The sequence below is a fragment of the Streptomyces sp. NPDC054834 genome (assembly GCF_053611185.1).
Window position 1 is genome coordinate 1 of sequence record NZ_JBSGZV010000107.1, and the last position, 4,661, is coordinate 4,661.

A 4,661-nucleotide genomic window follows, 5' to 3' on the forward strand; every position below is an offset into this window, starting at 1 on the left:
GGGAAACCCGAGACGACATGCACGACGCCTTCCTCCAGCTCGCACACTGCATGACCCTCGCCCGCAAGCATCCGGCTTTCTGAAAGCACCCCTTATAGTCCCGACGGGCACATGCTGGCAACTGGGGGCGCGGACGGTACCGCGCGCATGTGGGACCCGGTGACCGGGCGAGTCCGGGCCGTTATGGCAGCTCACACAGGCCCCGTACGCTCGCTAGTTTTCACCCCAGACGGCGCTTCCCTCATCACGGCCGGCGAGGACAAGGTGGTGAAGGTATGGGAGGTAGCTACGGCCGCGGCTCGCAGGACGCTCCGCGGCGATGACAAGTTCTACACGTCGACTCTCAGCCCCGACGGCCGGACGCTGGCTGCAGCGGGCGATGGGGGAAAGATCATCTTGTGGAACCTGGCCACCGGAAAGGTGAAGAAGACGATCACCACCAACTTCATCTTCATCAATTCCCTCGACTTCGGAGCGGACGACCGGTTTCTGGCCGTCGGAAGTGACGAAAACGCCGTTACCCTCTGGAACACGGACTCCGGTAGCGAGCACGAATCCTTCTCCGGGCACACGGACTATGTGCTGACGGTGACCTTCGGCCCCGACGGCCGGACGCTGCTTACGGGCAGCGAAGACCACTCCGCCCGCTTGTGGGACACGAAGACGGGTGAGGCGGAAAAGGTCCTGAGCGAGCCCGCCGGAGCGGTGCGGGCGGCGGCGTTCAGTCCGGATGGGCGCACGCTCGCCGCCGGCGGCGAAAAGGGCTTACTCCGGCTATGGGACCCGGCTACCGGGAAGGCCGTTCGACGGCTGGCCGGGCATACCGCCCTGATCGCCGCAGTAGACTTCAGCCCCGACGGCAGGATGCTCGCCACAGGCAGCAGTGACCGGACAGTCCGATTGTGGGACGTGGCCACGGGCAGAGCCCTGCGAACTTTGAAGGGGCACAGCGACTACCTTTCGGCAGTAGCGTTCTCTCCCGACGGCCGGACGCTCGCGACGGGCGGCATCGACGACACCGTACGGTTGTGGGACACCACCACGTGGCGTATCCGCAAGTCTCTCCCCGTTCCCGGCGGTGTCTTCTCAGTCGCCTTCAGCCCCGACGGCCGGTCCCTCGCTACCGGCGGCGCCGAAAGTACGACCGTCCGTTTGTGGGATCCGCGCTCCGGCGCGGTGCGCCGGACCATCATGGTGCGCACCCCCGGCGTGGCGTCAGTGGCCTTCACCCCAGATGGGCGCACGCTCGCCACCGCAAGCAGGGTGAACTCGGCCGTGAATCTGTGGGACGCCGCTTCCGGGACGCCCCGCCGCACGTTGGGCTACCACGACGGGTATGTCCAAGCAGCCGTGTTCAGCCGCGACGGCCGCACTTTGATCAGCGGAACGGGAAACGGCTGGATCTACCTCTGGGACATGGCCACAGCACGGCTGCAGAAGATACTCACGGGCCACGAGTACGGCGTCTATGCCCTCACCGTGAGCCCGGACGGCCGCACCTTCGCCTCGGGCAGCGACGACGGCACACTCCGGCTGTGGCGCCTGAGCTCGCCCGACCCCGCCACAGCAATCCGAGATATCTGCCGTGCCCTTCACCGCGACTTCACGCCGGAAGAGCGAACGATTTACCTCAAGGGCAAGGATGTCGAAGGACCGGTCTGCCCCCCTAGGTGACGAGTATGTGCGTAACTACTCAGCTTATTCTTTATGGTCTGGCCTGGTCACGTTCGACGATGGTGGCGGGGCGTCTGGTCGTTTTGCCCACGTCATAGTGGGTGGCGGGGCGCCGGTTCTTCGAGCCGGGCGGGTGTCCGGGGCCGGGCCGGTTGGGTTTCGGCGCACGGGCCGGACAGGGCAAGTTGGGGCGGAGGTTCCTGAACCCCCGGCGGACCCGGGCCGGGGTGAGCCGGCCGGGCTCGGCCGGCTTCTCCCAAGGACGACGGAGATCGACGACCAGGGGCCGGGCGAGGCGGAGTTGGGTGTGTGCGGCGATGATCAGTCAGGTCCACCGGTCCGCCGCCGCGGGCGTGCGGAGCTTCGGACGGGTCCAGCCCAGCGTCTGCTTGATCATCCGAAAGGTGTGCTCAAGATCGAACCTGCGCAAGAACGCCTGCCGGCGCAGATCGACGTCTTCACCCGACAGGCCGGTCACCGACGACCACAGCCAGACCGGCAGCGGATCGTGGCCGCCGGGCAGACGGTCGACCTCCAGATGGATCAACGTGCCCGCGATGACCGGGAGTTCGCCGGTGTGGTCGATCCATGCCCAGCGGGTGGTCAACCGGGGGTGGATGCGGTCCCAGGCCATCACGCGAGCGGTGCCGTAGGGGTCGGTGACCTGCACGGTCTCCGTGTCGGGATCGCCCCATGAGTCCGGCTTGGCGAAGCGGAATTCCTTGCCGTGCTTCGGCGGGCGTCCTCCCTGCGGCGGAGAGATCCACGGGACCGGAACGGGCTTGCGCATCACACGGTCCGTGCGCATCCGCCCCAGGACCTCCACCGGTAGCCCGGCCAGGAGATGTGCCATGCGCGGAGCGTCGTACCCGGCATCGAAGACGACCAGGATGTCGCGGTCACCCGGCTTCCAGCGGCCCATCTCGATGAGGTCGGTGACGACCCGGCGTACCTGGACGGCGGTGACCTCGGCGACGTCGTCGGCTGGCCCCAGCCGCAGCGCGTCCAGGATCTGGCACCACGAGCTCCGGCCGGATTCCAGCGCGGCGACGAAGGAGTAGGGCCAGCCAGGCACGAACTGGTCCGACGAGCGTCCGCTGCGGCCATAGACGTGACAGAACAAGCGGTCCGAGCTGGTCGGCGCGTCCGGCCGCAGCCAGTGGGTGACGTCAATGGGCAGGACCAGGCGCCCGTCGGCGGCCTCGGGCTGCGGCAGCCCGGCCAGCACCCGCCGCAGCCGTGGCACATCGACGTCTCCGCCGTTCAAGGCTTCGTACATCGCACCGTGCCCGCGCCGGTGCTCGGCAGTCAGCGTGAGGTCGACCGGTGTCTTCACCGGCCCGTCCGCACACAGCAGGGCGTCCGTCAGCTCGAACAATGTGTCCCCGCGCGCGGGCAGGCAATCGAAGAAGTCGTCCCGGAAGTGTGACGCCACCGCGAACACTTCCCGCCGGACATCGTGATATAGCAGAGTCACTCCCCCAGGGCCTTCGTGCTGGTCAGTGCCTCTTTGGTCGGAGCACAGGATCAGACGGAGGCCGTGTTCACGTCCCCGGAATCCTCGTACGAGCGGTCACGTTCGGGGCATCGTTCGAAGTGCGGCTGTTCGGCTTGGCCGGCGGACAGGGCGCGCTGTGCGGGTTCGTCGCAGCGACTTCGTTCAGCATGGTTGGCGAGTGCTGTTCATGTAGACGTCGGCGATCGACGAGCGGAGCACAGTGCGCGGTCGACGAGAGCCGTAACGTCTTGGATCTGCCGAGTGGCGGTGCTTTCATCGCCCGGTCGGCTGTGCAAGGAGACCGTGACGATGGTCCGGCCGTCCGGAGTAGTGGCAGGCCACACCAGGTATCCGAATCCGTCGCCGCTGTGCCCCCAGTACCCGCCGCCGCAGGACAGTGGTGTCCAGAACAGGCCGAGCCCGTCGCGCGTGCCCGGTGGAAAGCCGTGGTCGGCGGGGACTTCGACAGTGCGCTGCATCTCAGCCAGCTGGGCGGGGGCCAGAAGCCTGCCTTGCACAAGTGCCGTGAAGAACCTGTTGGTGTCCGCGGCTGTACTGATCATCGACCCGTCGGCGTCGGCGTCGAAGGGCAGGTAGGCGACCGTGGTGTCGATCATGGCACCACCCGGCTCGAACTGCTGGTAGTCCTGGGCATGAGGGCCGGGCAGGAACGGCCAGTTGCCGGGTGTGAGAGTGCGGGTGAGCCGCAGCGGACGAAGAATCCTGCCCCGGACCTCGTACTCCCATGAATGGCCCGTGACCGCCTTGATGACCATGCCAAGGAGAACATAGTTGGTGTTGGAGTACTCCCACCCGACACCGGGTGCGAAGGACGGCTGGTGCTTCATCGCGAGGGCCACACGCTGCCGGGAGGTGTAGGTGATCCAGCGGTTCGCGCGATACCCGGCCGTGCTGAGATCAGGAACGACGTCGCCGATGTAGTCGGGCAGCCCGCTGGTGTGCTGGAGAAGCTGGCGCAGAGTGACCCGGTGCCCGTCATTGCCGTGGCCGCGGACCAGGCCGGGCAGCCACGTATCCACCGTGTCGTCAAGCGACAGGTGGCCTTCGCCGGCGAGCTGGAGCAGTACGGCCGCGACGAACGTCTTCGTGGTGCTGCCGATCCTCAGGTAGCCGTCCGTGGCCACAGGCTGCCCGGTGCTGAGATCGCTGACCCCGCTACGGACGGTCCGCACTCCGTGGGGCGTCTCCAGTCTCACCGATACGCCTGTGATGCCGTCGTCCCGCAGGGCGTCGGCATCACGCTGCAGTTGGGACAGGCGATCGGGGGCCGCCGCTCTGGATTCTGCCGGAACGCATAACGCCAGAAGGGCGACAGCGAGCACGGTCACTGTCCGATGACTGATTCGACTCCGCGTGATCGACATGAGGCAACGCTAAGACGTCGTCTCATTTGGCGAGTCTGCGGTAGCAGATGAGGCTGCATGCGATGGCGGTGAAGGCCAGGAAGTGTTCAGCCTTTCGTTCGTAG

The 4,661-nt window shown here is 66.9% G+C and carries 2 protein-coding genes and 1 pseudogene; 1 reads left to right on the forward strand and 2 read right to left on the reverse strand.

What is annotated here, in order from left to right:
• The first annotated feature begins 69 nt into the window (after positions 1–69).
• The gene (locus ACWGJM_RS48860; protein ID WP_453418254.1) at positions 70–1,674 is read left to right on the forward strand and encodes a WD40 repeat domain-containing protein; all 1,605 of its coding nucleotides are present in this window, start codon (positions 70–72) and stop codon (positions 1,672–1,674) included.
• Positions 1,675–1,705: 31 nt separating this feature from the next.
• Here the strand turns inward: ACWGJM_RS48860 and ACWGJM_RS48865 are convergent.
• Both ACWGJM_RS48865 and ACWGJM_RS48870 read right to left on the reverse strand, forming a co-directional pair.
• Positions 1,706–3,151, reverse strand: a pseudogene (locus ACWGJM_RS48865) (NF041680 family putative transposase).
• 206 nt (positions 3,152–3,357) lie between these two features.
• The gene (locus tag ACWGJM_RS48870; protein ID WP_453418253.1) at positions 3,358–4,557 is read right to left on the reverse strand and encodes a serine hydrolase domain-containing protein; all 1,200 of its coding nucleotides are present in this window, start codon (positions 4,555–4,557) and stop codon (positions 3,358–3,360) included.
• Positions 4,558–4,661 lie beyond the last annotated feature (104 nt).